The organism is Methylobacterium sp. 285MFTsu5.1 (genome assembly GCF_000383455.1).
Lineage (GTDB): Bacteria > Pseudomonadota > Alphaproteobacteria > Rhizobiales > Beijerinckiaceae > Methylobacterium.
Map to the genome: position 1 here is coordinate 205,459 of NZ_KB911273.1, position 24,947 is coordinate 230,405.

General features: G+C 72.5%; 23 protein-coding genes. 8 read left to right on the forward strand and 15 right to left on the reverse strand.

What is annotated here, in order from left to right; all coding sequences use genetic code 11:
- The first annotated feature begins 572 nt into the window (after nt 1-572).
- From H288_RS0109575 to mscL, 3 genes are all read left to right on the forward strand, one after another.
- The gene (locus H288_RS0109575) at nt 573-1,283 is read left to right on the forward strand and encodes a phosphatidylserine decarboxylase (protein WP_020092368.1); all 711 of its coding nucleotides are present in this window, start codon (nt 573-575) and stop codon (nt 1,281-1,283) included.
- A gap of 7 nt (nt 1,284-1,290) precedes the next feature.
- Entirely contained in the window at nt 1,291-2,166 is an 876-nt protein-coding gene (locus H288_RS0109580; protein WP_020092369.1) for a phosphatidylcholine/phosphatidylserine synthase, read from the forward strand.
- A 69-nt stretch (nt 2,167-2,235) separates the two neighbouring features.
- On the forward strand, nt 2,236-2,655 hold the full coding sequence (mscL, locus tag H288_RS0109585) for a large conductance mechanosensitive channel protein MscL (RefSeq protein ID WP_020092370.1): 420 nt from the start codon (nt 2,236-2,238) through the stop codon (nt 2,653-2,655).
- A 4-nt stretch (nt 2,656-2,659) separates the two neighbouring features.
- On the opposite strand, the gene H288_RS0109590 is transcribed toward mscL, so the two are convergent.
- The 14 genes from H288_RS0109590 to H288_RS0109655 all read right to left on the reverse strand — a co-directional run bounded on the left by H288_RS0109590 (nt 2,660) and on the right by H288_RS0109655 (nt 16,738).
- Nucleotides 2,660-2,935, reverse strand: a complete 276-nt coding sequence (locus H288_RS0109590) for a hypothetical protein (protein WP_020092371.1) — start codon at nt 2,933-2,935, stop codon at nt 2,660-2,662.
- A 132-nt stretch (nt 2,936-3,067) separates the two neighbouring features.
- Complete coding sequence (locus tag H288_RS0109595) at nt 3,068-3,481, reverse strand: DUF1236 domain-containing protein (protein ID WP_020092372.1); 414 nt, start codon at nt 3,479-3,481, stop codon at nt 3,068-3,070.
- Between the two features lie 126 nt (nt 3,482-3,607).
- Nucleotides 3,608-4,348, reverse strand: a complete 741-nt coding sequence (locus tag H288_RS0109600) for a NepR family anti-sigma factor (protein ID WP_020092373.1) — start codon at nt 4,346-4,348, stop codon at nt 3,608-3,610.
- 163 nt (nt 4,349-4,511) lie between these two features.
- Nucleotides 4,512-5,297 (reverse strand): class II glutamine amidotransferase, encoded by a 786-nt coding sequence (locus tag H288_RS0109605; protein ID WP_020092374.1) that lies wholly within the window; start codon nt 5,295-5,297, stop codon nt 4,512-4,514.
- Between the two features lie 78 nt (nt 5,298-5,375).
- Complete coding sequence (locus H288_RS0109610) at nt 5,376-5,687, reverse strand: hypothetical protein (protein WP_020092375.1); 312 nt, start codon at nt 5,685-5,687, stop codon at nt 5,376-5,378.
- A gap of 1 nt (nt 5,688) precedes the next feature.
- Nucleotides 5,689-6,348 (reverse strand): cytochrome c oxidase subunit 3, encoded by a 660-nt coding sequence (locus tag H288_RS0109615; RefSeq protein WP_020092376.1) that lies wholly within the window; start codon nt 6,346-6,348, stop codon nt 5,689-5,691.
- Nucleotides 6,345-8,021, reverse strand: a complete 1,677-nt coding sequence (locus H288_RS0109620) for a cbb3-type cytochrome c oxidase subunit I (protein ID WP_020092377.1) — start codon at nt 8,019-8,021, stop codon at nt 6,345-6,347. Before H288_RS0109620 ends, H288_RS0109615 begins: the two co-directional genes overlap by 4 nt.
- Nucleotides 8,018-9,007: a cytochrome c oxidase subunit II gene (gene coxB, locus H288_RS0109625; RefSeq protein ID WP_020092378.1), complete on the reverse strand. Its 990-nt coding sequence runs from the start codon at nt 9,005-9,007 to the stop codon at nt 8,018-8,020. The genes H288_RS0109620 and coxB overlap by 4 nt, the downstream gene beginning before the upstream one ends.
- Nucleotides 9,004-9,492 carry a hypothetical protein gene (locus H288_RS0109630; protein ID WP_020092379.1) on the reverse strand — a complete coding sequence of 163 codons (489 nt, stop codon included), beginning with the start codon at nt 9,490-9,492 and terminating at the stop codon, nt 9,004-9,006. The genes coxB and H288_RS0109630 overlap by 4 nt, the downstream gene beginning before the upstream one ends.
- A complete protein-coding gene (locus H288_RS0109635) occupies nt 9,489-10,550 on the reverse strand; it encodes a hypothetical protein (protein WP_020092380.1) in 1,062 nt (353 codons plus the stop codon). The genes H288_RS0109630 and H288_RS0109635 overlap by 4 nt, the downstream gene beginning before the upstream one ends.
- Nucleotides 10,547-11,113: a cytochrome c gene (locus tag H288_RS0109640; protein WP_020092381.1), complete on the reverse strand. Its 567-nt coding sequence runs from the start codon at nt 11,111-11,113 to the stop codon at nt 10,547-10,549. The genes H288_RS0109635 and H288_RS0109640 overlap by 4 nt, the downstream gene beginning before the upstream one ends.
- Nucleotides 11,110-13,107, reverse strand: a complete 1,998-nt coding sequence (locus H288_RS0109645; protein WP_020092382.1) for a DUF3341 domain-containing protein — start codon at nt 13,105-13,107, stop codon at nt 11,110-11,112. The genes H288_RS0109640 and H288_RS0109645 overlap by 4 nt, the downstream gene beginning before the upstream one ends.
- A 2-nt stretch (nt 13,108-13,109) precedes the next feature.
- Complete coding sequence (locus tag H288_RS0109650; RefSeq protein WP_020092383.1) at nt 13,110-16,082, reverse strand: TAT-variant-translocated molybdopterin oxidoreductase; 2,973 nt, start codon at nt 16,080-16,082, stop codon at nt 13,110-13,112.
- Nucleotides 16,079-16,738: a cytochrome c3 family protein gene (locus H288_RS0109655; RefSeq protein ID WP_020092384.1), complete on the reverse strand. Its 660-nt coding sequence runs from the start codon at nt 16,736-16,738 to the stop codon at nt 16,079-16,081. The genes H288_RS0109650 and H288_RS0109655 overlap by 4 nt, the downstream gene beginning before the upstream one ends.
- A 354-nt stretch (nt 16,739-17,092) precedes the next feature.
- Between H288_RS0109655 and H288_RS0109660 the strand changes: the two genes are divergently transcribed.
- The 3 genes from H288_RS0109660 to H288_RS0109670 all read left to right on the forward strand — a co-directional run bounded on the left by H288_RS0109660 (nt 17,093) and on the right by H288_RS0109670 (nt 22,189).
- Entirely contained in the window at nt 17,093-19,678 is a 2,586-nt protein-coding gene (locus H288_RS0109660; protein ID WP_020092385.1) for an ABC transporter ATP-binding protein/permease, read from the forward strand.
- A gap of 170 nt (nt 19,679-19,848) precedes the next feature.
- A complete protein-coding gene (locus tag H288_RS0109665) occupies nt 19,849-21,042 on the forward strand; it encodes a murein L,D-transpeptidase family protein (protein ID WP_020092386.1) in 1,194 nt (397 codons plus the stop codon).
- A 205-nt stretch (nt 21,043-21,247) separates the two neighbouring features.
- Nucleotides 21,248-22,189: an MBL fold metallo-hydrolase gene (locus tag H288_RS0109670; RefSeq protein WP_020092387.1), complete on the forward strand. Its 942-nt coding sequence runs from the start codon at nt 21,248-21,250 to the stop codon at nt 22,187-22,189.
- A 9-nt stretch (nt 22,190-22,198) separates the two neighbouring features.
- Here the strand turns inward: H288_RS0109670 and H288_RS0109675 are convergent, their stop codons facing one another.
- Nucleotides 22,199-22,381 (reverse strand): hypothetical protein, encoded by a 183-nt coding sequence (locus H288_RS0109675; protein ID WP_020092388.1) that lies wholly within the window; start codon nt 22,379-22,381, stop codon nt 22,199-22,201.
- A 271-nt stretch (nt 22,382-22,652) separates the two neighbouring features.
- Between H288_RS0109675 and H288_RS0109680 the strand changes: the two genes are divergently transcribed.
- Together H288_RS0109680 and H288_RS0109685 are read left to right on the forward strand one after the other, a co-directional pair.
- Nucleotides 22,653-23,891, forward strand: coding sequence for a complex I NDUFA9 subunit family protein (locus tag H288_RS0109680; RefSeq protein WP_020092389.1), 1,239 nt, complete (start codon nt 22,653-22,655; stop codon nt 23,889-23,891).
- A 26-nt stretch (nt 23,892-23,917) separates the two neighbouring features.
- Nucleotides 23,918-24,946 (forward strand): GDP-mannose 4,6-dehydratase, encoded by a 1,029-nt coding sequence (locus H288_RS0109685; RefSeq protein WP_020092390.1) that lies wholly within the window; start codon nt 23,918-23,920, stop codon nt 24,944-24,946.
- The last annotated feature ends 1 nt before the right edge of the window (nt 24,947 follow it).

Sequence of the window (24,947 nt, forward strand, 5' to 3'; positions counted from 1 at the left end):
TGCCCGGCGGGGTGAGGAAATGCCCCCGCGCCGACCCGCCTCTGGGCCGACCCTGAGCGACCTGCGGACCCGCCCACTACGAGGCGGGGGACGGCTGGAAGGCCACGGCGCCGATGCGGGTTCCGGAGGTGCGGGCACGGCGTACGAGCACGGCGTGCACGCACCTCGACAGAGACCGCTAACGGGGAGTCGCAGGACCGGGACGTCGGAGACGCCGCGACGAGACAGACGGCACCGGCCGGGGACCATGCCCGGCCGATGCCGCGGGGCGCCGCGGGGATCGGATCCCGCGCGTACTTGGCCGACACCTGGGTTCCCGCGGCGTCCCGCGTCCCTCGTGCTCGCCTCCCGGGCCATGCCCCCGGCGCCACGCGCGCGCCGGGACGATCACGCGTGTCCGCGAGCCTCGGCGTTTCGCGCCCGAATCGGCGCAGGAGCGCCCCCCGGCCGGAGCGGGCGCCCAAGCCCGCGGCGACCCGCGACCCCTGGAAAGTTGACGGCGGCCCGGCGGACTGCCATCCGCCCGTCCGACACGTCCGCCCGCCCGCGACATCCTCGAGTCCGAAGAGCCCATGACCGACCTGATCGAGACGATCCGCCGGACGCTCGTGCCGATCCACAAGGAGGGCTATCCCTTCATCCTGATCGGCATCGTGCTGACGGTGCTGGCCGGCTACTTCTCCCAGTTCTTCGGCTGGATCTTCCTGATCCTCACCCTCTGGGTCTGCTACTTCTTCCGCGATCCGGAGCGCGTCACCCCGGTGGCGGACGGGCTCGTGATCTCGCCCGCCGACGGGCGCGTGAACCTCATCGCCACCGTCCTGCCGCCGCCCGAGCTCGACCTGCCGCAGGTGCCGACCCTGCGGGTCTCCGTGTTCATGAACGTGTTCGACTGCCACGTGAACCGGGTGCCGGTGGCGGGCCGGATCGGCCAGATCCACTACACGCCGGGCCTGTTCCTCAACGCCGAGCTCGACAAGGCCAGCGACGACAACGAGCGCAACGGCATGGTCATCGAGACGACCCATGCCGGCCAGCCGAAGCGGGTCGGCGTGGTGCAGATCGCCGGCCTCGTGGCCCGGCGCATCGTCGGCTTCGTTGCGGCGGGCGACGTGCTCGGCGTCGGCGAGCGGTTCGGCCTGATCCGCTTCGGCTCGCGGGTGGACGTGTACCTTCCGGCCGGCTCGACCGTGCTGGTCGGCCTCGGCCAGAAGGCGGTGGCCGGCGAGACGGTGCTGGCCGATCTCGGCGGCGGCCCGGAGCGGCTGTTCAAGCGGATCTGAGGCGGCCATGGACGATCTCTTCCCGCCCTTCGCGCCCGACCCGAACGAGCCGCGGCCGCGCCGGTTCAAGCCGGTGCCGTTCCGGATGATCGCGCCCAACATGATCACCCTGATGGCGCTCTGCCTCGGGCTGACGGCGATCCGGCTCGCCTTCGAGGGCAAGTTCGAGCCCGCCGTCATCGCCGTGGTCGTGGCCGGGGTGCTCGACGGCATCGACGGGCGGGTGGCGCGGCTGCTCAAGGGCACGTCGCGCTTCGGCGCCGAGCTCGACTCGCTCGCCGACTTCGTGAATTTCGGCTGCGCCCCGGCGCTCATCCTCTACGGCTTCGTGCTGTTCCACCTGAAGTCGGTCGGCTGGATCGTGGCGCTGATCTTCGCCATCGCCATGGCGCTGCGCCTCGCCCGCTTCAACGCGATGCTGGACGACCCGAACCGGCCGGAATGGAAGAAGGACTTCTTCGTCGGCATGCCGGCGCCGGCGGGGGCGCTCACCGCGATGCTGCCGCTCTACCTGCACTTCCTGGGCTTCGGCATCGAGACCTGGGCGGCGCCCGCGGTCCTGATCTACGTGCTGTGCATCGCCCTCCTGGTGGTCTCCACGGTCCCGACCTACTCGGGCAAGACCATGGGCAAGCGGGTGCCGCGCAGCCTCGTCCTGCCGATCTTCCTGTTCGGCGTCGCGGCCTTCGGCATCCTGATCAGTTACCCGTTCGAGGCGCTGGTGGCGGTGAGCGGCGGCTACCTGCTGACCATCCCGGTCGTCGCCGCCCAGTATCGCCGGCGGCTCAAGGCAGAGCCGGCGCTCCCGGCCGGGGAGCGGCCCGCGGCCGGGGCGGATGCGCAGCCCGAGAGCGGTGCGGAGGCGCGGCCGCCGGCCGTCTAGCCGGACCGGGCGCTGGCCGCCGCGGGATTCTCCCCTACCTTGGCAGCGTTCGTGGAGGGGGTTCCGGAGATGCTCGAGGAATTCAAGAAATTCGCGCTGCGCGGGAACGTGGTCGATCTCGCGGTCGGCGTGATCATCGGCGCGGCCTTCGGGGCCATCGTCAATTCAGCCGTGCAGGACATCTTCATGCCGGTGATCGGCGCGATCACCGGCGGGCTCGATTTCTCGAACTACTACATCCCGCTCTCGTCCAAGGTGCAGGCCGGCTTGCCCTACGTGGACGCGAAGAAGCAGGGCGCCGTCCTCGGCTACGGCCAGTTCCTGACGCTGACGCTCAACTTCGCCATCGTCGCCTTCGTGCTGTTCCTGGTGATCCGGGCGATGAACCGTCTCCAGCACGCCGAGGTCAAGAAGCCCGACGAGGTGCCGGCCGACGTGAAGCTGCTCTCCGAGATCCGCGACCTGCTGGCGACGAAGCCGCGCGTCTGACGGCTCAGCCCGCGCGCGTGTCGTCGTCCGACGGCTTGACCCCGAAGGCGTCGAGGATCTGGTCGAGGGCCTGCCCGACGGCGCCGGTGCCCTCCTCGTGGGTCTTCAAGCGGGTCTCGAGCCTGCGGATCTGCGGCTCGAACGCGTCGGGCACCGGGTCGTCGCCCAGGAAGCGCGGCTTGTCGGTCCCGACCGGCAGGACGCTACGCAGCTGCTGGCCGAGATGGTCGCGCACCGGTTCCGGCAGGGTGGATTTCGGATCGGTGGGAGTGTCGCTCATGGTCGCCTCACGGGTCGAACCGTCGTCAACGGCCGGACGGATGAAGCGTTGCGCCGGCGGCCGCGTCTGCGGGAATGCCCCCGAAGCCAAGCTCCGGGGGCATTCGGGCCGGCACGAGACCGGCCCAGGGTCTTAGTCGATGACCTCGACGATGCGGTGACCGCGGTCGACCAGCACCGGGCGGTCGTTCACCACGGTGTAGCGGTAGCCCGGCTGCACGCGGTACTCGCTCGGCACGTCGTAGTAGGTCACGCCCGAGTTCGGCAGGGTGGTGCCGACGGCGACGCGGCCGTCGTAGTCGTACGAGCGGACGTTGCGCTCGCGGACGTAGCTGCGAAAGCGCGGGGCCATGTCGACGCCGAGGATGCCGCCCACCGTGCCGGTGGCCGCGCCGACCGCGCCGCCGACGATGCCGCCGATCGGGCCGGCCGCGTCGGCACCCGCGGCGGCGCCGCGCTCGGCGCCCGGGATGGTACCCTGGGCCTGAGCGGCCAGCGGCAGCGACAGGGCGAGGGCCGAGGCGGCGATGAGGGTCTTGAAGGTCATGCGGTGCGTCTCCGTTCCGTGGTGTTTCGCCGCGCTGGCGCAGCGAAGCTCGGGCCGGTAACGCCCGATCCCCGGAATCGGATGCATCTTTTTTTGTGGAGCGCCGGACCGCGGCTGGCCGGCCGCCTACGCGTCCTTGGGCATCGCCGACTGGATGAACCGGTCGGAGCCGAGATCCTCCTCGTCGTAGCCCAGGAGTTCCGCGAGGCGGCCGCGGGCGCGGCTGACGCGGCTCTTCACGGTGCCGACCTTGCAGCCCATGATCGTCGCGGCCTCCTCGTAGGAGACGCCCTCGGCGCCGACCAGCACCAGCGCCTCGCGCTGGTCCGGCGGCAGCTTGGCGAGCGCCGACTGCAGGTCCTCGACGTCGAGCCTGTCGCCCTGGTGCGGCGCGGTGGCGAGCCGGGCCGCGTAGGACCCGTCCTGGTCCTCGACCTCGCGGACACGCTTGCGGTGGTCCGAGTAGAAGATGTTGCGCAGGATCGTGAACAGCCACGCGTTCAGGTTCGTCCCCGGCTGGAACCGGGCGCGGTGCTGCCAACCCTTCAGCAGGGTGTCCTGGACGAGGTCGTCCGAGCGGGCCGGGTTCGAGGTCAGCGACAGCGCGAAGGCGCGCAGCGACGGCACGGCCGCGAGCAGGCCGTTGCGGAATTCCGGCTCGATCGCCTCGCCCCGGGCGCGCAGCGCCGCCTCGAGCTTCTCGATCAGCTCGGCGAAGCGGGACGGCAGCGTCTCCTCGCCGATCCGGTCGTAGACCGTGCGCAGGTGCTCCCCGAGATGCGTGCGGATGCCGGGCGCCAGGTTCGGGCGGCCATCCCGAGTCCCGTCCTCCTGGGACAGGACGGTGTCGGTGTCGTCGCGGGTCATGCGTATCGCGCTCGTCAACTCATCGTGGCTCGACCTGTGGTCCCGAGCGGGTCGAGGCGGAGCGCTTGCCGGCTCGAACCGGTGGTGAGGTCCGGCCGATGCGCTCCTGTTACCGGGATTCTAGCGCATCGGCCGCGGCCATGCACCCTCGGGCAAAACACACTTAAGCTAAGTTGGCCGGTCTCAACAGCCGGATCGCCCCGTCGCGCAGGGTCAGGACGTCGCCGCGGGCGAGATCGGTCCAGCACTCGTCCCGGGTCAGCGCCTGCGTGGCGATGACCGTCACCACGTCGTGCTCGGTGGTCTCCTGGGCGAAATCCACCTGCCAGTCCTCGTCGATCAGGGTGGCCTTCCCGAAGGGGGCGCAGCGGGTGAGGTAGCAGAGGCGCTTGCCGCAATGGGCGTAGAGGGTGCGGCTGTCGGTGAGCAGCATGTTGAACACGCCGAGCGCGTGCAGCTCGCCCGCGAGGTCGGCTACCGCCCGGTCGAGGGTCTCGGGGCGGGGCAGGGCGCGGAACCGGGCCTGGAGCCGGCCGAGCATCCAGCAGAAGGCGTGCTCGCTGTCGGTGGAGCCGATCGGCATGAAGCCGCCCAGCGGCAGCCGCTTCACGCCCTTGAGCTGACCGTTATGCGCGAAGGTCCAGCGGCGGCCCCACAATTCCCGGGAGAACGGGTGGGTGTTCTCCAGGCTGACCCGGCCGCGATTGGCCTTGCGGACATGGGCGACCACGATCCGGCTCTTGATCGGCATGTCGCGCAGGAGCCGGGCGAGCTGCGAGCGGGCGCTGGGCTCCGGCTCGTGGAAGCTGCGGCAGGTGCGGCCGTCGTAGAAGCTGATACCCCAGCCGTCGGCGTGCGGCCCGGTCTCGCCGCCGCGCCGGGCGAGGCCCGCGAAGGAGAAGCGGATGTCGGTCGGCACGTTGGCGCTCATGCCGAGCAGTTCGCACATCGTCTTTCAGCCGGGCCATGCGGGGAAGCGGCCCCGTTTAGGAGCGTTCGGCCGTCCCGACAACGGCTTTCGCGCGGGTCAGCGGGCGAGATAGTCGGTCAGCGTCATGCCGACCATGATGGCGACCCAGAAGAAGCCGAGCCCCGAGAATAGCCGGATCAGGGGCGGCTCGTGGATCACCTCCATGGAGACGAGGAGGATCAGCGCCACCATCACGGCGACGACCGCGAGCTCCACGATCCAGACCTGCGCGAAGGGGAGGGTGGCGCCCAGCGTCACGTTGACGGCGAGCAGGGCGAGCAGCGCCAGGAAGGTGAGGACGGGCGTGCGCAGGCGCTTCCGGAGCAGGGCGCGGTCGTCGGCGCTCAGGGTCGCGAGGGGGTTCCGCATCCTACCGGTTCACCACGTAGAGGATCGGGAAGGCGAGGATCCAGACCAGATCGATGAAGTGCCAGTACAGGCCGTAGACCTCGATCCAGTTCTGGTGCCGGGCGAGGAACCCGGCCCTGGCGGCCATCCACGTCATGCCGAGCAGGAGCGTGATGCCGGTGAACAGGTGCAGCGCGTGGAGCAGCGTCGCGACGTAGTAGAGGTTCACGAACAGCCGCGCCGCCGGCGTCTCGGCGAGGGCGAAGGGCCTGTCGCTGAGGAACGGCATCATGTGCTCGGCCCAGTCGGCGTAGTACTCGTAGCCCTTGAGCACGAGGAACAGGCCGCCCAAAGCCGCGGTCGCCAGCATCGCCCGGACCATGGCGCGCTGCCAGCCCATGCGCGAGAACTCGATCGCCATCGACATGGTCAGGCTGGAGCAGATCAGCACCACGGTGTTGGTGGCCCCGATCCAGAACTTCAGGTGCTTGGCCGCCGCGACCGTCGCCTCGGGGTGCTGGATCCGGGTGATCAGCGCCACCAGGAACAGGGCCGCGAACAGTAGCAATTCGGTGATCAGCCACGCCCAGATGCCGAGCGTCGCCGCTTCGCGCTGCTGCGCCACGCTCTCGAAATGGTGGGCGCGGGCGACCCCGACGCCGTCGGCGAGGGGCTCGCTCATCCGTGCTGGTCCCGGGCTTCCTGGGCCTGGATCGGGTAGTCGTAGGGGATGCGCGGCACCTCCGGCGGGGACAGGAAATTGTGCGTCGGCGGCGGGGACGACGTCTCCCACTCGAGCCCCTTCGCGTTCCACGGGTTGGCGGGCGCCTTCCGCCCGAACCAGAGGGAGTAGACGAGGTAGAGCATCGGGAAGAGGTAGCCCGCCGCCAGGATCGTGGCGCCGGCCGAGGACAGGACGTTCAGGAGCTGGAACTCGGCCGGGTAGGTCGCGTAGCGCCGCGGCATCCCCAGATAGCCGAGGATGAACTGCGGGAAGAAGGTCACGTTGAAGCCGAGGAAGATCAGCAGCGCCGAGACCCGCCCCCAGGGCTCGCTGTACATGCGGCCGGTGAATTTCGGCCACCAGAAGTGCAGGCCGCCGAGGAAGGCCAGCACCGTGCCGCCGACCATGATGTAGTGGAAATGCGCGACCACGAAGTAGGTCGCGTGGATGTGCTGGTTGATGGCGAGCGTCGCGAGGTAGAGCCCGGTGAGCCCGCCGAGCACGAACAGGCCGATATAGCCCATCGCGTAGAGCATCGGCGTGTCGAGGCGCAGCGCCCCCTTATGGATCGTCGCGGTCCAGTTGTAGACCTTCACGGCCGAGGGCACCGCCACCGCGAAGGACAGGGCGGAGAATACCAGCGAGGCCAGGTCGCTCTGGCCGTTGACGAACATGTGGTGACCCCAGACGAAGAAGGTCACCGAGGCCAGCCCGATCGACGCGTAGGCGACGAAGCGGTAGCCGAACAGCTTCTTCTGCGCGAAGGCCGGGACGATCTCGGAGATCACCCCCATGCCGGGCAGGACCATGATGTACACGGCCGGGTGCGAGTAGAACCAGAACAGGTGCTGGAACAGCACCGGGTCGCCGCCATAGGCCGGATCGAACACGCCGATATGGAAGGCGCGCTCCGCGATCAGCAGGATCAGCGCGGTGGTGATCACGGGCGTCGCCAGCAGGAAGATCAGGCTCGTGGCGTAGTGCGCCCAGACGAAGATCGGCAGCTTGAACCACGTCATGCCGGGCGCCCGCATGGTGTGGATCGTGACGACGAAATTGAGCCCGGTCAGGATCGACGAGAAGCCCACGATGGTCACGCCGATCAGCGCCGGCAGGACCCAGGTGTTCGAGAAGGCCGTGGAGAGCGGGGCGTAGAAGGTCCAGCCGGTATCGACCCCGCCCAGCACCACCGAGACCAGGGTGAACAGGGCGCCGGCCATGAACACGTACCAGCTGGTCAGGTTGAGCTTCGGGAAGGCGAGGTCCCTGGCCCCGATCATCAAGGGGATCAGGAAGTTGCCGAAGGTCGCGGGGATCGACGGGATCAGGAAGAACCAGACCATCACCACCCCGTGGATGGTGAAGGCCTTGTTGTAGGTGTCGTTGGTCATGATCGCGCCGTTCGGCACGATCAGCGCGAGGCGCACCACGCCCGCCGCCAGGGCGCCGATCACGAAGAAGCCGGTGATCGAGGCGAGGTAGAGGATCGCGATGCGCTTGTGATCGGTGGTGAGGAACCACGAGCGCAGGGTCGATTCCGCGTGCAGGTAGTCGGATTTTCGCCCGATCGTGGATTCGGGGGCGTGGGGTTCCCGGCGGGCGGTGCCGCCGACGCTGCCCGATGCGCTCATCGTGTCGCTCCCGGCAGCGTCGCGTCCGCGGCCTTGCCGGAGGCCGGACCCGCGTAGGATTTCAGGAAATCGATCAGCGTGCCGAGCTCGTCCGCCGGGATCCGGCCGGCGAAGCTCGGCATCACCTGCTTGCCACCGCCGGCGAGCCGGTCACCGTTCGGGTTCAGGATCTTCTCGCGCAGCCACGCGTCGTCGGCGGTGACGGTGCGCCCGTCCGCGAGCTTGACTTGGCTGCCGTAGAGGCCCGCGAGGCTCGGCGCCTTCACGGACGAACCGGGGTCGTGGCAGCCGGCGCAGCCATAGGCCTCGTAGAGCGCCCGGCCCGCCGCGACCTTGCCCTGCTGCGCGCCGGCGTGGGTCAGCCAGTCCTGGTAGTCGCCGGGATTCATGAAGGTGACCTCGCCGCCCATCACGGAATGGTCGGTGCCGCAATATTCCGAGCAGTAGAGATGGTAGGTGCCGGTTTTCTCGGCCTTGAACCACAGGTCGGTGTAGCGGTCGGGCAGGGCCGCCACCTGCATCCGCACGGCCGGCAGGTAGAGGGCGTGGATCACGTCCTGGCTGATGATGTGCAGCCGGATCGGCTGGCCGATCGGCAGGTGCAGGTTGTTGATCTCGGACTGGCCCGTCGGGTGCTGGAACTTCCACATCCACTGCCGGCCGATCACCTCGACCACCATGGCGTCGGGGGGCGGGTTCTTCGACTCGACGAACAGTCGGGCGCCCCAGACGAAGAAGATCAGCGTCAGCAGGAACGGGATCAGCATCCAGCTGATCTCGATGAGGTTCGACCGGATGCCCGAGGGGCTCCGATCCGCCTCGGAGCCCTCGCGGTAGCGCAGGGCGAAGTAGGTGATCGCCACGAAGACCGGCACGGTCAGCAGCAGCGTCAGCACCGTGAAGGCCAGGATCAGCCAATCGGTCTCGATCGCCGTGGCGGAGACCGCGGCGGGCCAGAGCTGGAGGGAATCGTGGCTCGGCGTCATCGCGCAGCGGGCTCCGCCGGTTCGAGGGAGCGGCCGACGGTCAGGTCCATGGCGCGCCCGATCGGGATGCGGGCGCGGGTGTGGGCCTCGTCCCGGTAGCCGTAGCCGGAGAGGCGCGCCGCGGCCTCGGCCCGCTCGCGGTCGAGGTCGGCGTAGGGGTCGGCCTGCAGGTTCGGCGGCGGCGGCGCCAGCCGCGTCGTCTGCTGCGGCGTCAGGGTGGGCAGCGCCCGGCGCTGGCTCGCCGCGAAGGTGCCCATCAGCCAGACCATCGCGCCGACGACCGCCAGCGCCGCGAGCGCGAGGCCCGCCATCACCAGCACGGTGTTGCGGACGTTGACGTCGCGCGTCTCGTGCCCGGGATCGTCGGGATGGCGCTGGGTGTTGGCCGCCGGGCGCGGCGGCCGCCCGTTCAGGAGGCCGCTGCCGCGCAGGGTCAGCCCCGCGAGGATCGCCGGGATCAGGCCGGTGGGTCCGTCCGCGCTCATGCCGGCCTCCCGGCGCGGCGGGCGGTCGCGGCCGCGCGGTCTGCGCGCGGACGCATCAGCGGGCGCAAAGCGGCCGCGAGGCAGGCCACGGCGCCGGCGGCCAGCACGTCGCTCGGCCGGAGGACGAAGCGGTCGCGCACCGCCGGGGTGATCAGCCAGAACATCTCCAGGGCGTGGACGGCGACCGCCGCGCCGGCCAGGATCCGGGTGGTCGGGCGGCCCGGCCGCAGGGTCGCGAGCCCGGCCAGGACCACGACCGCGCCGGCCACGATCGCCAGCGCCCGCCCGACCCAGCCGCCGCGGGCGAGGTACCACGCCACCTCGGGCGGCAGGTTGGCCGACCAGACGATCAGGAACTGCACGAAGTGCATGTAGGCCCAGAGGCCGAGGAGCACGACGAGGGGGACGAGCCGGCCCCGGCCGGGGGCCGTGCGGCCGCGCCCCACGGGCTCCGGCTCCTCCCAGGCCAGCAGGATCGCCGCCGCGAAGGCGAGGCCGCTCCACGCCGTCATCACCAGGAGACCCAGGAGGGTGGAGTCGAGCCGCGGATCCAGGGAGGCGACGACGTCGGTGACGAACAGCGTGCCGATGACCGCGTGCAGGCCCACCGCCGGCACGGTCCGCCCCTCGCCGGGCGCGTCGAACGGTCTGGCGAAGCGCAGCGCCAGCCAGGTCCAGGCCGCGAGGTAGGCGATGACCCGGACCGCGAAGAACGGCACCGTGAACCACAGGGCGGCCAGCGGCGTGCGCGCCGGGGCGCTCACCCAGGGATAGAGCAGCGGCGCGGCGGCCAGCAGCGGCAGCGCCAGCACGGCCGCGACCGGCATCAGAGCCGTCAGCCGGCGCAGGCCCGCCAGCATCTCGATGCCGCCGCGCTCGCGGACCCGCTTGCCGAAGCGCTCGGCCACGATGACCACCGGCAGGGCGCCGACCGGCAGGGCGAGGAGGACCAGCCACGCCGCGAGATACGAGGCCGCAGCCCCGCGCCAGCCGCCCGCGATCAGGCAGACGGCCAAGAGGACGAGGCCGGCGAGGCCGAGAAGGGCGGGGCGCCTCACCGCGTCGCCTCCAGTCGCGCGCGATCCGCCTCGGGCAGGCTCGCCACCGGAGCGTCCTGGCTGAGCTGGAGGGCGCGGACGTAGGCGACGATCGCCCAGCGGTCGGCCGAGGGGATCATCTGGGCCATGCCGAACATCGCCTTCCGGCCGTTCGAGATGGCGTCGTAGAGGTCGGACGCGGAGGCCGCGCGCACCGGCCCGGCGGTGAGGTCGCCGGCGGACGGGAAGCCCCGGGCCACGATCATCCCGGCGCCGCGGCCGTCCTGCCCGTGGCAGGGGGTGCAGAACACCCCGTAGCGCTCGCGGCCCTGGTCGAGCAGCGCCCGGCTGATCGCCTGCGGCTGCGGCGCCGCGCGGGCCGGATCGCTCCGCGGCACGGTGCCGGCCACCGGCTGGCGCATCGTGATCTCGCGGGGGAAGAACGGGTTCTTGTCCCAGGTCTTGGCCCGGGCCTGATCGGCCATGTCGGCCTCGCCGCAGGCGGCGAGCGGCGCGAGGGCCAGGCAGGCGAGGAGGGCGCGTGGCCCGGCGCGGCGGGCGGCGCGGCGGACGGCGCGCCTCATCGCGGGATCCGCCGGATCTCGAGGGGGCGCCCGGCCTCGGCCGGCAGGGAGGCGAGCCGCCGCTCGATCCGCGCCGCGTCGAACCGGTCGCCCCGCGCCTCCGCGGAGAGGAAGAACCGGTCCTCCGAGGCGCGCAGGAAGCCCGGGATGTTGAAGGCCGGATGGTTCAGCCGGGGCAGGCGGTTGAGCACGAGGAGCGCGAGGTGGATCGCCACGCAGCCCGCCATCATCGCGAAGGAGACGCTCGGGACCACGAAGGACGGCCAGGACAGGCGCGGGCGGCCGCCGATCAGGAACACGTAGTCGTAGGCCGTGGCGTAGATGCACAGCGCGAAGAAGCCGGAGCCGCCGAGCAGGGCGCCCGCCAGGGCGTAGGGCAGGATCGAGCGCCCCTCCAGGCCCAGGGGCCGCAGGGTGCGGGGCATCGGCACCGGTCCGTGCCCGTCGAGATGGACGTGGTCCGGGCCGATCCCGGAGACCGCCTGGAGGGCGGCAGCGAGGTCGCCCTGGCTCGCGAAGGTCGCGGACACGCCCCACAGGGGCGCGGTGACCGGGTTCTCCTCGGGGCGACCCGTGGCCCCGGACGCGGCCGCGCGGGCGGCCTCCTGCGCGGCCGGCGACGCCGTCAGGGCGAGGCGGCGGCTCTCGACGATCGAGACGGCCGGCAGGTAGCGCAGGAACAGGAGCAGCAGGGTCAGGAACAGCCCGATCGAGCCCGCGAAGGTGGCGATGCCCCAGATGTCGGTCGTGTAGGGCAGCCTCGAGGAGGGCAGGAAGTCCTGCGTCAGGGTGACGACCAGGACCATGACGTGGTCGGCGTAGGCACCGATCGCCACGAGCAGCCCCACCGCCGCGATCGCCGGCGGCGCCGTGCGGGCGCGGGCCGACCAGAGGATCTGCGCGGGCAGGACGAGGCACAGGACCGCCGTCCAGGACACCAGGGCGTGGTCGCCGGTCATGCGCCGGACCAGGACGCCGCGCCCCTCAGCGTCGCCGTTGAGGAAGGTGTCGAAGTACTCGGCCGCGTAGCAGTAGGCGCTGGCGCAGCCGAGGCAGAGCAGCAGCCGCCCGAGCACGTCGAGATGGCGGTCCGTCACCAAGGCGTCGAGGCCGTAGACGAGGCGGATCAGCATCACGGTCACCGCCGTGACGCCGACGCCCGAATAGACCGCGTTGACCAGGAAGCTCACCGGCAGCAGCGTGCTGTGCCAGCCGGGCATCAGCGAGCCCGCCAGCATGACCGAGGCCCCGGTCTGGACCGAGACCACCAGCAGCACGCCGAGGAGCGCCACCGTCCGGTAGGCCTGGACCCAGATCTGCCAGTGGGCCGCCGAGCCGCGCCAGCCCGAGGCGAGGATGCCGTAGACCTGCGCGCGCAGGAGGGCGAGCTTGCGGGTCGGCGCCTTCGCGTCGAACTGGCGGAGCGCCTCGACGTGGGCCCGGTCGCGCAGCGTCGCGAGGTCCGGCAGCAGGCCGATGAACCAGAGGCTGACGCAGATCACCAGGAACGACACGATGTCGATCGCGTCCCACAGGAGCGGCGAGCGGAACTGCGGCCAGAGATCGTAGGTGTTGGGGTAGGGCAGGTTCCAGAAGAAGAACCAGGGCCGCCCGAGATGGATGATCGGGTAGAGGCCGGCGGCCGCGGTGGCGAGCAGCGCCAGGGTCTCGGCGACTCGGTTCACCGCCCCGCGCCACTCCGCGCCGAGCAGGAGCAGGATCGCCGAGACCAGCAGGCTGCCGGAGGCGACGCCGATCCACCAGTCGTAGCTCGCGATGTCCAGCGCCCAGACGACGGCGTTGTTGTTCGCCCAGATGCCGGGGCCGGCGTAGAGCAGGTAGCCGAGGGTGAGGACGAACAGGCCGAGGAGCGAGGCCGCCCCCGCGAAGGCGATCCACCAGCGGCGGTTACCGGGATGCGTCAGCGGGATCTCCGCGACCGCGCCGCCGATGTCCTCGAGGGTCGCGTCGGGCCGGATCAGGGCGCCGGACATGCTCAGCCCTCCCGTCCGTTGGGATCGGCGGCCGGGGCGAGCCCGGCGAGGTAAGTGGTGCGCGGCCGCGTGTTGAGATGCCCGAGGAGCGCGTATTCCCGCGTGTCCCGGCGGGCGGCCGAGACCTGGCTCCCCGGGTCGGCAACGTTGCCGAAGGTGATCGCCCGGGTCGGGCAGGCGCCCTGGCAGGCGGTCTCGACGCTGCCGTCGGGGATCGGCGCGTGGGCGTCCTTGGCCGAGGTGATCCGCGCCGCCGTGATCCGCTGGATGCAGTATGTGCACTTCTCCATCACGCCGCGGGACCGGACCGTGACCTCGGAGTTGCGCTGCTGCTGCTCCACCGGGGTCGTGCCGCCGGTATAGTCGCGGTAGTTGAAGCGCCGGACCTTGTAGGGGCAGTAGCTCTGGCAGGTCCGGGTGCCGACGCAGCGGTTGTAGACCTGCAGGTTCAGGCCCTCGCTGTCGTGGAGCGTCGCCTCGACGGGGCAGCCGAGCTCGCAGGGCGCCTGCTCGCAATGCATGCAGGGCACCGGCTGGAAATGCGTGGTCGGGGCGTCGAGGCCGCCCGCGTAGTAGCGGTCGACCCGCAGCCAGCCCATCCAGCGGCCGAGCGCGACCTCCTCGCGCCCGACCACCGGGATGTTGTTCTCCGCCTGGCAGGCGGTGACGCAGGCATTGCAGCCGATGCAGGCATCGAGGTCGATGGCCATGCCCCACTGCGCGGCGACCCAGCGGTCCTGGCTCTCCGGGGGCGGATAGAACGAGGCGGGGGTCGGCGCGCCCTTCGGGTCGCCCGCGGGCGCGGCGCCGAGCGCCTGCACGCGCACGAGATCCTGCCCCTCCATCGTGCCGAGATGCTGGGTAGTGACCGGCTTGCGCACGCGGCCGGTCTTCGTCAGCCGGGCGCCGGCGAGGCGCCAGGTCGAACCGGCCGGGCGCAGGGGCGCGGAATCGTAGCCGAGGCCGCGGGCGAGGTGGTCCGGCACGTCGCGGCCGTAGCCCAGGGTGAGGGTGACGGTGTCGTCGGCCTGGCCGGGCAGGATCCAGGCCGGCCCCTCGACCGCGCGGCCGCCGGCCTCGACCCGCAGGATGTCGCCGGTCGCGATCCCCGAGCGCTCGGCGAGGCGCGGGCTCACCGCGACCACGTTCTCCCAGACCACCTTGGTCAGCGGCTTCGGGAGTTCCTGCAGCCACGCGAGGTCGGCGTGGGTGCCGTCCCAGATCGTCGGATCGGGCCGGAACAGCACCTCGACCTCGCCGGCGGACGCGGGGGATGGGGCGGCCGCGGGGGCCGCCGCCTGCGTCAGCGCGACGGTCTCGGCCGGGCGCGCGCTGTCCGCCCAGAAGCCGAGGCGCAGGGCCTCGGTGAAGCGGGCCTCGAAGGCCGCGTCGTCCTCGCCGGCGCTGCGCGCGCCCGCCTTGAGGAGGTCGAGGGCGTCCTGGCCGCTCTCCCCGCCCTCGCCGCCGGCCAGGAAGGCCAGCATCTCCGAGGGCGTCCGACCGTTGTAGAGGGGCGCGACGGTCGGCTGGATCAGCCCCACGGTCCCGTCGAGGGACCGGATGTCGCCCCAGGATTCCAGCGGGTGGGCAGCGGGCAGGTGCCAGTCGGCGTGCGCGCCCGTCTCGTCGTAGTAGAGTCCCGCGTGGATCTTGAGCGGGACGCGCGCCATCCGGGCGGCAAAGTCGAGGGCGCCCGGCGCCTCGTAGACCGGGTTGGCGCCGAGCACGACGAGCGCCTTGACGGCACCCTGATCCATGGCCTCCGCGAGCTCCGCGAGGGTCCCGGCGCCCGTCTCTTCCGCGGGCGCCGTGTGGACCAGGGTCGCGCCGGTGTTGCCGAGGGCGCCGTTGAGGCGGTGGACCAGCGCGTGCAGTTCCGGGCTCGCGGTCAGGCCGGCGGTGACGATGCCGCTTCCCCGGGCCTCGGTGAGCGCCGTGCCGGCGCCCCGCGTCCAGCGCGCGACGGGGTCGTCGCCCATCGGCGCCGCGCCGCCCGCAGCCAGGGCGAGGAGGTCCCGGGCGAGGTCCTCCAGCCGGCCGGCCGGGACCGCGAGACCGTAATCCGCCTTGGCGCTGGTCAGCGTCGGCGTCGGCGCCGCCGCGTGGAGGGTGAGGAGGCGCCCCTCCGCGTAGGCCGCGCGCCGCGCCTCGCTCCAGCGCCGCGACAGGCCGACCTGGCCGGGCCCGAGGTCCAGGAAATCGCCGTCCAGCGCCACGATGGTGCGGGCGCGGCCGAAATCCGGGATGGTCTCCAGCGGCCGGCCGTAGGCCTGGCGGGCGCCCTCGTAGATCCCGCCGCGGCCGGCCCCGGCGCCGGTGTACCAGCGCAGAGCCGGGTAGGCGGCCCGCAGCCGCACGATCTGGGCCGCCACGCCGGGCGACGTCACCGGGCCGGTGAGCAGGGCGAGACCCTCGCCCCGGCTCTCGCGCCAGCCCGGCATCCGCGCCTGGAGATCCGCCCGGAACGCCGGCCAGGAGCTCGGCCGCCCGAGATGCTGCACCGCCTGGGAGCGGAACGGGTCGTAGAGCCCGAGGACCGAAGCCTGGGCCAGCACGTCGGTGCCGCCGCGGCTCCAGGGATGCTCGGGGTTGCCCTCGATCTTCAGGGGGCGGCCGTTGCGGGTGGTGACCAGGATGCCGTTGCCGAAGCCGTCGAACACCGCCGAGGAGGCGTAGGACAGGTCCGTGCCGGGCACGATCCGCTCGGGCTGGTTGACGTAGGGCACCTCGTAGTCGCGGCCGTTGCCCCCGCCGCAGGCGTTGAGGCCGCCCAGCGCGAAGGAGGCGGCCATGAGCTTCAGGAAGCCGCGCCGCTCCGGGGCGGCGGCGAGCCGGGACGCCGACGGGAACTCGGCCGCCAGATAGGCGCGGAACTCGGGGCTGTCGGCCACGGCGTCGAGGCTGCGCCAGAAGCGCGGTCCGTCGCCGCCGGCGAGTTTTTCGCGCAGGGCCGCGATGTCGGGGGCGCCGGTCATCGGTGGCAGATCCCGCATTCGGTCAGCCGCTCCCCGCCGCGGATGTGGTACTGGGCCACGAGCTTGGGGCCCAGACTCGCCTGGTCGGCCGGCGGCTTCCAGGTCATGTTCCAGACCTGATCCGGCGTGCGGACGTACTTCTCCGGGGCCCGGTGGCAATCGAGGCAGAACTGCATCTCAAAGGCGTTGGCCCGGTAGGTCATCTGCATCGACGTGACGTCGCCGTGGCAGGTCGAGCAGCCGATCCCCTTCGTCACGTGGACGGAGTGGTTGTAGTAGACGTATTGCGGCAGCTTGTTCAGCCGCTTCCATTCCAGCGGCTTGTCCTGCGCGTAGCTGTCGCGCACCGGCTTGAGCATCTCGGAGCCGGTCCAGATCTGCGAGTGGCAGGTCATGCAGGTGTGCGTCGGCGGGATGCCGGCGGTGGCCTCCCGGTCGACCGTGGTGTGGCAGTAGCGGCACTGGATGCCGAGCTCGCCGGAATGGTGCTTGTGGCTGAACGGCAGCGGCTGGGCCGGCGCGATCCCGACGCCCGTGACGTAGTTCGAGCGCACGATCCCGGCCGCCAGGACCGGGACGCCCACCAGGCAGGCCACGCCGGTCATCAGCGCGAGGCGGTAGAGCGCGTCGGCGCCGGGGGTGAACAGCTGCGCCATCAGGCCGTCCCGGACGTCGAGCCGGCCGTGCCGTGCCCTTCGGTCTGCTCAGCCCCTCGCCGCACGCGTCACCCCATCCTCTGGTCCCGCCCGAGATCGGCTGCGCCGGCACGCCCACGCGATGCGGTCCGGGCGGACGCGGCGACCGGACCTCGCGGCGCGCTCCAGATCGCGCCGCGTGCAGAGAATCGAACCTAGAGCGCTTCCAGACCAGGGCTAGAACTTGGATCAGTCCGGCCGACATGTCGCACGGGGCCGGGCCGCGCCGGCCGCCCTTTCCGCCGCGGCCCCGAAGGCCTATGCCGCGGACGGCGGCGGACCGCGGCGGACCCGCCCGATGCTGTCCGGAGACGCATGGAATCCGATCCTCTCCTCCTGACGTGGCGCGCCGCGCGGCCGCAGCACACCGTCGCGGCGGCCCTCGCGGTCGGGGTCGGCGCGCCGCTCTGCGCGCTCGCGCTCCTGTGCCTGCGCGACCTAATCGCGGTCCTGCCGCGCGACGAGGCGCCGGTCCTCCCGTTCCTGCGCGTGGCGGCGGAGCTCCCGGGCCGGGAACTGGTGCTCGTCCCCGGCATCCCGATGCGCCCCGCCGAACTCGAACTCACGGCCTTCCTGTGCATCGCGGTCTGCGCGCTGGCGCTGGCGGGGGTCGGCTGGTTCGTGGCGCGCCTGTGCTTCAAGGCGCAGAACAGGGCCGGGGACGCCGTCCGCGAGGGCGTGCTGCAGGCGATCCTCGACGCGCCCGCGGGCGCGCGGGACGAGGCGCGCGGCCTCACCCGGATCGTCGGCGAGGTACTGGCCCGGGCCGACCGCCTGCTGGCCGCCGGCATCGTGCTGCCGGCGATGACCCTCGCGGCCCTGATCCTGGCCCTCGGCTTCGCGGCGCTCGCCGCGCCCAGGCTGGTCCCCGCGGCGGTGATCGGCCTCGCGGCGATCGGCCTCGCCTACGGGCTGGTGCTCGAGCGCGCGCGCGACCGGCACGATCTGCGCCTGCGCTCGAGCGCGCGCGCCGAGGAGAGCCTGAACGACCTCGTCCGGCGGCTGCCCGCCGTGCGCAACCACGGCGCGGCGGCCATCGAGCGCCGCCGGATCGCCGCCCGCGTCGCCGCGATGCGGGCCAATGTCGGGCGGGCCGAGGCGCGGCTGGCCTATGCCCGGGCGCCGGCCCTGGCCCTGGCGGTGATCCTTCCGGCGATCGCCGCCGGCACCGCGCTGTGGCGCTCGGGACCGGGCCAGCCGCCCGCGGCCCCGGTGGATCCGGCCGCCCTCGTGGCGGCCGTGGGCGCCTTCGGCCTCGCCGGCTGGCTCGCGGCGATCTGCGCGCGGCTCTGGATGGTCCGCAGGTCGGTGCGCCCGCGCCTGCGCGACCTCGCCCGCACCATCGCGGCCCTCGAGGGGCGGCGGGCCCGGGCCGCCCGCAGCGGCGCCGCCGCCCTGCCGCTGCCCCGGTCCGGAATCCTGGCCACCGAGGGCGTCGGCGCCTTCGATCCGGCCACGGGCGAGCGCCTGACCGGCGTCGACGTGGCCGTGTCGATGCCGGGGCACGTGGCGATCACGGGCAGCCGCGGCAGCGGCGCCCGCGCGCTGGCGGCGGTGCTGGCCGGCCAGGTCGAGCCGACGGCCGGCGCCGTCACCTACGCGGGCACGGACCTGCGCGACTTCGACGCCGCCGAGCGCGCCCGGCGGATCGCCTTCACGTCCGGCGAGGCGATCCTGATGGAGGGCTCCCTCCGGCAGAACCTGCTCTACGGCACCGATCCGGCGACCGCGCCCGACGACATCGCGCTGATCGGGATCAGCCGGCTCACCGGCCTCGACGGCTTCGTGTACGCCCGCGGGCTGACCGGGCGGCTCGACCCGGCCGCCCAGCCGCGGCTCGCCGCCGCGATCGTCGCCGCGCGCCGCACCATGCGGGTGGCGCTGGCCGCCAAGGGCGCCGAGCGCCTCGTCGAGCCCTTCGACCCCGACCGCTACAACAATCAGGCGAGCATCGGCGAGAACATCCTGTTCGGCGAGCCGGTGGGCGGCACCTTCGCGCCCCTGCGCTTCGCGCGCCACCCCTACCTGCGGGCGGTCCTGGAGGCCGAGGGGCTGGTCCGGCCGCTCACCGAGATCGGCCTGTCGGTGGCCCGCAGCACGGTGGAGATCTTCGCCGACCTGCCCAACGACCACCCCCTGTTCGACGCCTACTCGCTGTTCCAGGCGGCCGAGCGGGGCTATTTCGAGGATCTCGTGGCGCGCCTGCCCGGGGCGGCGAGCCTGCGGCGGGGACCGGCGGGCCAGCGCGACCGCGCGCGGCTGATCGGCCTCGCGCTGCGCTACAGCGAGTCCCGCCACCGCTTCGGCCTGATCGACGGCCCGTTCGAGGAGCGCCTCGTGCAGGCGCGCCGGTCCTTCGCCCGGATGCTGCCGGCCCACCTCGCCGGCGCGGTGGTCTTCCACGATCCCTCGCGGGTTAATCCGGCCGCGAGCCTGGAGGAGAACCTGCTGTTCGGCCGGATCAGCCTCGGCGAGGCCAATGCCGAGCCGCGGGTGCGCGAGCTGGTGCGCCGGGTGCTGGCCGACGAGGGCCTCGAGGCCTCGGTCTACGGCCTCGGCCTCGACAGCAAGGTCGAGATCCAGCCCAGCACCGGGGCGCTGGCGGACGGCGCGATCAACGCCCGCGAGCGGGTGGCGATCGAGCTGAGCCGGTGCCTCGCCCGCGACCCCGACATCCTCGTGGTGGCGGTCGCGATGGACGAGCGGAAGGCCGAGGGCGCGCGCGAGCGTCTCGCCCAACTGCGGCAGGCGCGGGCCGGGCGCGGCCTCATCGTCTTCCTGTCCGAGACGGGCCTCGCCGAGTGCGCCGCGCCGTTCGACGCGGTGATCGCCGTGGAGAACAGCGCGGTCGTCGCGCCCGTGCCGGCGGATGCCGAGCGGGAGCCGGAACCCGCGGCCTGAGGGGAACCGGCGGCGGTGCCCGTCCGCGGGGGAGGCGGCGCCTCCGCGGAGCGACGGGCGGGGCGACGGGCGGACCGGACGCGCAGCCTCACGGCCGCCGCAATACTCCGTCAGGTCGCGAGGCCGCGCCCGTCCGGCAGCCATCCCGGCCGATCCAGCGCGGACGGTTCATGCCCCTGTCGACCTCGCTTCCCCTCGCCGCCGGCCTCGTTCTGCTGGCCCTCGCAGGCCCGGCCGCCGCGCAGGCGGGCAAGGCCGAGGCGCCGATTCCGGCCGCGACCCTCGCGCTGATGGCGCAGAAGGGCGTGACGGCCGCCTCGCCGGTCCTGTTCCGGGCCTACAAGAAGGAATCGGAGATCGAGGTCTGGAAGAAGGGCGCCGCGGGCTACGTCTACATCAAGACCTTCCCGATCTGCCGCTGGTCCGGCCAGCTCGGGCCCAAGCGCAAGACCGGCGACCGTCAGACCCCGGAGGGGTTCTACGCCGTGCCCCGGCGCCAGATGAACCCGAACTCGCACTACTATCTGTCCTTCGACGTCGGCTATCCCAACGCCTACGACCGGGCCCATGGCGGCACCGGCTCCGCCGTGATGGTGCACGGGATCTGCTCGTCCATGGGCTGCTTCGCCATGACCAACGGCACGGTCGGCGAGATCTACGCCATCGCCCGGGACGCGCTGAACGGCGGGCAGGCGGCCTTCCAGTTCCAGTCCTACCCGTTCCGGATGACGGCCGAGAACATGGCCCGCCACCGGACCGATCCCAACATCGCCTTCTGGCGGGAGCTCAAGGCCGGCTCCGACCGGTTCGAGGCCAGCCGGGAGGAGCTGCAGGTCTCGGTCGTCGCGGGCCGGTACGCCTTCGCGCCCGCCCGGGATCCCGCCGTCGAGGCGGCCGTCACCACCCGCCGGGCGGTCGAGGAGGCGCGGATGGCCGCGCTCGCCGAGGCGGGCGAGCCCGCCGTGCGCACCACCTATTCCGACGGCGGGCAGAACGCCTTCTGGGCGGCCTACACGGCCCGGGGCGGCGCGGTGGGGGACATCAGCCGGCCGGAGGCCCTGGCCTTCGCCGGGCAGGAGGTGGTGGTCGTGCCCGGCCATCGCGTCCATCGCCCGGTGCCCGAGACGGTCTGGGCCGGCTGGGCCGCGCCCGGATCGGGCCTGTCGCCGCGGCAGATGGCGGGGTTCGTGCCGGTCTACGAGCGGGCGCCTGACCCGTTCGGGGCCCTGGTCGCGCCGCTCCCGACGCGGTACAGCGACGCACTCCCGTCCTGGCTGGCCGCGGGACTCGCCGGATCGGCGACCGGCCGCCCGATTCTGGCCGGGTCGCCGGCCGGTCTCCTGGCCGCCGCGGAGCCCCTCTGAGCATGCGAAGGCCCTTCGCGGCGGCCCGTGCGTGTGCGCGGACGCACATCACGACCGCGTGCGGCACACCAATTCATGATACGGCAGGGGATGAGCGGTACACCTGCTCCGTCGGCCTGCCGTATTCAAAGCTACCTTCCCGGAACGGCGACGGGGTTTCGATCATAAGTGATCGGGACCGACTGTCCGCGGATTCGTGATCGCCATGTCGAACAGTTCCGAGCCGACCATCCTGGCGGCCGACCAGGACCTCGCACTGCGCTTCTGGGGCGTCCGCGGCTCGACGCCCGTCAGCGGCCCGCAATACGCCGAGTTCGGCGGCAGCACGCCCTGCATCGAGGTGCGGTGCGGCCAGCGCATGTTCATCGTCGACGCGGGCTCGGGCATCTACAACCTCGGGCAGGGTCACCGGACCGATCTGCCCCAGGAAGTCGACCTGCTGTTCAGCCACCTGCATCTCGACCACACCGCGGGTCTGCCCTTCTTCAAGCCGGCGGTCCTCGATCCCGACCGGGTGATCAACACCTATTGCGGCAACCTCGGCGGCGAATCGGCCGGGCCGACCCTCGACCGCCTGTTCGCGCCGCCGCTCTTCCCGGTTACGCTCGACAAGCTGTGCTGCACCTTTCACCACCACGGCTTCGAGGCGGGTCAGACCCTGGCCTTCCCGGACGGCACGCGCGTCGCCACAATCCTGCTGAACCATCCGCAGGGATCGGTCGGCTATCGGTTCGAGCACGGCGGCCGACGCCTGTGCCTGATCAGTGACATCGAGCACAGCGACCCGTGGCCGGATCCGGAGCTCGCCGCCTTCGTCGCCGACGCCGACCTGATGGTCTACGACGGCATGTTCACCGACGGGGAATATCCGACCTGCCGGGGCTGGGGGCACTCGACCTGGCAGAAGGGCGTGGAGCTCGCCCGGAACGCCGGCGTGAAGGCGCTCGGGATCATCCACCTGCACCCGGCCCATTCCGACACGGCGCTGCGCGACATGGAGGCCGACCTCCAGGCCGAGATGCCGACGGCGTTCATCGCGCGCGAGCGCCAGAGCCTCATCGTCGGTGCCCCGCGGGCGGTCAGCGGCCGGCCGAGCGCGCGCCCGGCCGTGGCGCGGGAGATGCGCCGCCGGATCAAGGTCGCCTGAGGCCGGGCGTCAGACGGAGCGCCGTCGGCGCGTCCGGCTGTACCGGGCCCAGGTGAACAGCACGAACAGCGCGACACCGATGATCAGGATGCTCCAGCCGTAGTTGCTGACGAGCTGCGCGTCGATCGGGTGGCCGACGTACCCGAGCGCCACCAGCAGACCGAGCACCGCGATCGCCGCGGAAACGAGCATCCCTACAATCATCGAAGTCCCCGGCGCGTCCCATCCGCGCGATTCGGCAGGGCCGTATGGTGGGGAAGAATGCACGGCGGCGGCACCCGTTCCAGCCCCGTGATCAGCCTCCCGCGAGCCGGCGCGCGGTCCCTCGGCCGCGATCATCCGCCCAGCGCTGTTCACCGGAATGGCGCGGCGGCGCATTCGGCGGCTCCCATCGCGCCGAAGTTAGGCTAAGTAGGCCGCCTGACGGCGCCCCGAGGCGCGCGAGGAGCTCGAGACCACGGCGATGAGCGGCCAAGACAACACGACGGCGTCCGCGACGGCGCACACCAGCGAGCAGACGCATTCCGCCGCCGCCCCGGGCCCCCTGCGCCCGCAGGACCAGCTCGTGACCATCTACGGCGGCTCCGGCTTCCTGGGCCGGCACGTGGTGCGGGCTCTGGCCAAGCGCGGCTACCGGATCCGCGTCGCGGTGCGCCGGCCGGACCTCGCGCTGTTCCTGCAGCCGCTCGGGAAGGTCAACCAGATCGTCGCCGTCCAGGCGAACCTGCGCTACCCGGACTCGGTGGCCCGGGCCGCCGAGCGGTCGGACGTGCTGATCAACCTCGTCGGCATCCTGCAGGAGACCGGCTCCCAGAGCTTCGCGCGGCTGCAGGTCGACGGGGCCGAGGCGATCGCCCGCGCCGCGGCGCGCCAGGGCGCCCGGATGATCCAGGTCTCGGCGATCGGCGCCGATCCGGCCTCGCCGTCGCTCTACGCGCGCACCAAGGCGGAGGGCGAGGCGCGGGTCTTCGCCGCCTGCCCGGACGCGGTCGTGTTCCGGCCCTCGCTGATCTTCGGGCCGGGTGACAGCTTCTTCAACCGCTTCGCCGGCCTCGCCCGGGCGCTCCCGGTCCTGCCGCTGGCCGGCGGCCAGTCCCGCTTCCAGCCGGCCTTCGTGGGCGACGTCGCCGAGGCGATCGCCCGCGCGGTCGACGGCACCCTGGCGCCCGGCAAGGTCTACGAGCTCGGCGGCCCGGAGGTGGGCACGCTGGAGCATTTCGTGCGCTACATGCTGAAGACGATCCGGCGGAAGCGGGTCGTCGTGGACCTGCCCGTGCCGGCGGCCAAGCTCCAGGCCCGCATGCTGGAGATCGCCGACACGCTGACCTTCGGCCTGCTGCCGGATTCGCTGAAGCTGACCCGCGATCAGGTCACGCTGCTCCAGAACGACAACGTCGTCTCGGAGGCCGCCAAGGCCGAGGGCCGGACCTTCGAGGGAATCGGGATCACGCCGACCGCCGCGGAGGCGGTGGTGCCGGGCTATCTCTGGACCTTCCGCAAGGCGGGCCAGTTCGCCACCGATCGCGACGAGGAAGTCCTGTCCGAGGTGCCCGACACGCTGGCGTCGCAGCCCCTGGCGGCCGGCTCGCAGCACCGGCCGAAGACCGCCTCCGGCCCGGCGATCGGCGCCGATGCCGGCAGCTCGCCGGGGGCCGGGCAGGGCAGCATGGGCGTGCGCTGGGGAACCCGGAACCCGGGCTAGGTGACGCTCCCCGCCCGGATCGCGCCGTGAGCGCGCCCTCTCCCCACGGGTCCGGCGGCCCGGCCCCGCGGCGCGTCCTCGTCACCGGGGCGGCCGGTTTCGTGGGCGGCCACGTCCTGCCGCTCCTGGCGGGGGCGACGGCGGGGTCGACGGCGCGGGCGGGCGACTGCGTGGCCGGGATCGGGCGGGGGCGGTCGCCGCGCCTGCCGGAGGGCGTAACCTACGCGGCGATCGACCTCCTCGACGAGGCCGCGCTCGGCGGCTTCGTGGCGCGGTTCCGGCCGACCGCGATCCTGCACCTGGCGGGCCTCGCCTCGGTGGCGGATTCCGCGAGCGGCCCGGGCCAGACGTGGCGGGTCAACGTCAACGGCCTGATGAACCTCGTGGCCGCGGTGGAGGCGGTGCCGGGCTGCACCTTCTTCTTCGTCAGTTCCGGCGAGGTCTACGGCAGCGCGTTCCTCGCCGGCCACGCCCTCAGCGAGGCGGTCGAGCCGCTGCCGCGCAACACCTACGCCCGGTCGAAATGGGTCGGCGAGCAGCTGCTCCGCGACCTGCTGCCCCGCATCGGCGTGAAGCTCGTCGTGCTGCGGCCGTTCAACCATATCGGTCCCGGCCAGGATGAACGCTTCGTCGTGGCCTCCTTCGCGGGACAGATCGCCCGGATCGAGGCCGGCCTCGTGCCGCCCTGCCTGGAGGTCGGCAACCTCTCGTCCTACCGCGACTTCCTCGACGTCGCCGACGTGGCGAACGCCTACGCCGACCTGATCGGCCGCGCGGACTCCCTGGCGGACGGGAGCGTGTTCAACATCAGCTCGGGCCAGCCGCGGACGATCGCCAGCGTCCTCGAGGACCTGCGCGCCCGGGCCCGGGTGCCGTTCGAGATCCGCATCGCCCCGGAGCGGGTACGGCCGACCGAGATCCCCCTGGCCGCGGGCGATGCCGGCCGCCTCCACGCCGCCACCGGCTGGCAGCCGCGGGTCACGTGGGATGCGGCCCTGACCCGGGTTCTGGACGACGCGCGGGCGCGGCTCGCGGACGCGCGCGAGACCCGCTGAG

Bases quoted from the DNA above. Each gene is read 5' to 3' on its own strand.
- H288_RS0109660 (WP_020092385.1), top strand. From the start codon at position 17,093: ATGGAATCCGATCCTCTCCTCCTGACGTGGCGCGCCGCGCGGCCGCAG.
- H288_RS0109680 (WP_020092389.1), top strand. From the start codon at position 22,653: ATGAGCGGCCAAGACAACACGACGGCGTCCGCGACGGCGCACACCAGC.
- H288_RS0109620 (WP_020092377.1), bottom strand. From the start codon at position 8,021: ATGAGCGCATCGGGCAGCGTCGGCGGCACCGCCCGCCGGGAACCCCAC.
- H288_RS0109655 (WP_020092384.1), bottom strand. From the start codon at position 16,738: ATGGCGCAGCTGTTCACCCCCGGCGCCGACGCGCTCTACCGCCTCGCG.
- H288_RS0109670 (WP_020092387.1), top strand. From the start codon at position 21,248: ATGTCGAACAGTTCCGAGCCGACCATCCTGGCGGCCGACCAGGACCTC.
- H288_RS0109630 (WP_020092379.1), bottom strand. From the start codon at position 9,492: ATGAGCGCGGACGGACCCACCGGCCTGATCCCGGCGATCCTCGCGGGG.
- H288_RS0109580 (WP_020092369.1), top strand. From the start codon at position 1,291: ATGGACGATCTCTTCCCGCCCTTCGCGCCCGACCCGAACGAGCCGCGG.
- H288_RS0109575 (WP_020092368.1), top strand. From the start codon at position 573: ATGACCGACCTGATCGAGACGATCCGCCGGACGCTCGTGCCGATCCAC.
- H288_RS0109615 (WP_020092376.1), bottom strand. From the start codon at position 6,348: ATGAGCGAGCCCCTCGCCGACGGCGTCGGGGTCGCCCGCGCCCACCAT.
- H288_RS0109600 (WP_020092373.1), bottom strand. From the start codon at position 4,348: ATGACCCGCGACGACACCGACACCGTCCTGTCCCAGGAGGACGGGACT.
- H288_RS0109595 (WP_020092372.1), bottom strand. From the start codon at position 3,481: ATGACCTTCAAGACCCTCATCGCCGCCTCGGCCCTCGCCCTGTCGCTG.
- H288_RS0109610 (WP_020092375.1), bottom strand. From the start codon at position 5,687: ATGCGGAACCCCCTCGCGACCCTGAGCGCCGACGACCGCGCCCTGCTC.
- H288_RS0109640 (WP_020092381.1), bottom strand. From the start codon at position 11,113: ATGAGGCGCGCCGTCCGCCGCGCCGCCCGCCGCGCCGGGCCACGCGCC.
- H288_RS0109605 (WP_020092374.1), bottom strand. From the start codon at position 5,297: ATGTGCGAACTGCTCGGCATGAGCGCCAACGTGCCGACCGACATCCGC.
- H288_RS0109665 (WP_020092386.1), top strand. From the start codon at position 19,849: ATGCCCCTGTCGACCTCGCTTCCCCTCGCCGCCGGCCTCGTTCTGCTG.
- H288_RS0109590 (WP_020092371.1), bottom strand. From the start codon at position 2,935: ATGAGCGACACTCCCACCGATCCGAAATCCACCCTGCCGGAACCGGTG.
- coxB (WP_020092378.1), bottom strand. From the start codon at position 9,007: ATGACGCCGAGCCACGATTCCCTCCAGCTCTGGCCCGCCGCGGTCTCC.
- mscL (WP_020092370.1), top strand. From the start codon at position 2,236: ATGCTCGAGGAATTCAAGAAATTCGCGCTGCGCGGGAACGTGGTCGAT.
- H288_RS0109645 (WP_020092382.1), bottom strand. From the start codon at position 13,107: ATGTCCGGCGCCCTGATCCGGCCCGACGCGACCCTCGAGGACATCGGC.
- H288_RS0109675 (WP_020092388.1), bottom strand. From the start codon at position 22,381: ATGCTCGTTTCCGCGGCGATCGCGGTGCTCGGTCTGCTGGTGGCGCTC.
- H288_RS0109650 (WP_020092383.1), bottom strand. From the start codon at position 16,082: ATGACCGGCGCCCCCGACATCGCGGCCCTGCGCGAAAAACTCGCCGGC.